At 42.6% G+C, this 523-nt stretch carries 1 protein-coding gene; it reads left to right on the forward strand.

The genetic code is table 11. The features are described from left to right. Positions 1–273, forward strand: a 273-nt coding sequence (locus Q0791_RS25005) for a transposase (RefSeq protein ID WP_299011966.1), incomplete at its 5' end; no start/stop codon positions are given. Between the last annotated feature and the right edge of the window lie 250 nt (positions 274–523).

Here is a 523-nt window from a genome sequence, read left to right on the forward strand (position 1 = left end):
TTAGGGCTTGTGCCACGAGAGCATTCAAGTGGCGGTAAACAAAAATTAGGTCGCATTACAAAGCGCGGCAATCGTTATCTAAGACGACTACTAGTTCAAGGCGCTTGGTCTATTATACGTCATGTAGAGCAAAGTACAGATAGACTATCTGTTTGGGCGAAACAGTTGATTGAACGAAGAGGCAAGCATAAAGCGGTGGTTGCTGTCGCGAATAAACTCGCAAGGATCATCTGGTCAATGTTATACAAACAAACAGAATATAGAAGCAATTAAAAAGTACAGCGTCATCCACACCAAGTTATGCGATAAAATGTAATGAAGTAACAGGTAAAACCGACCTCTGTCAATGCTGGGCGAGAACACGGGAGCAACGAAACCCGTAGGGACGATAAGCTACAGAGGTGCGGTACTCATTAGGGCCAGAGAATGATTATTTCTCACAAACAGGCCGGATATACGTATGCAGTTTTACCCATAGTTACTCAAAAGTATCACTTGTATTAAGTGAGGTGTCCATATATGT

The organism is uncultured Shewanella sp. (assembly GCF_947495455.1).
In the GTDB taxonomy this organism is placed as follows: domain Bacteria; phylum Pseudomonadota; class Gammaproteobacteria; order Enterobacterales; family Shewanellaceae; genus Shewanella.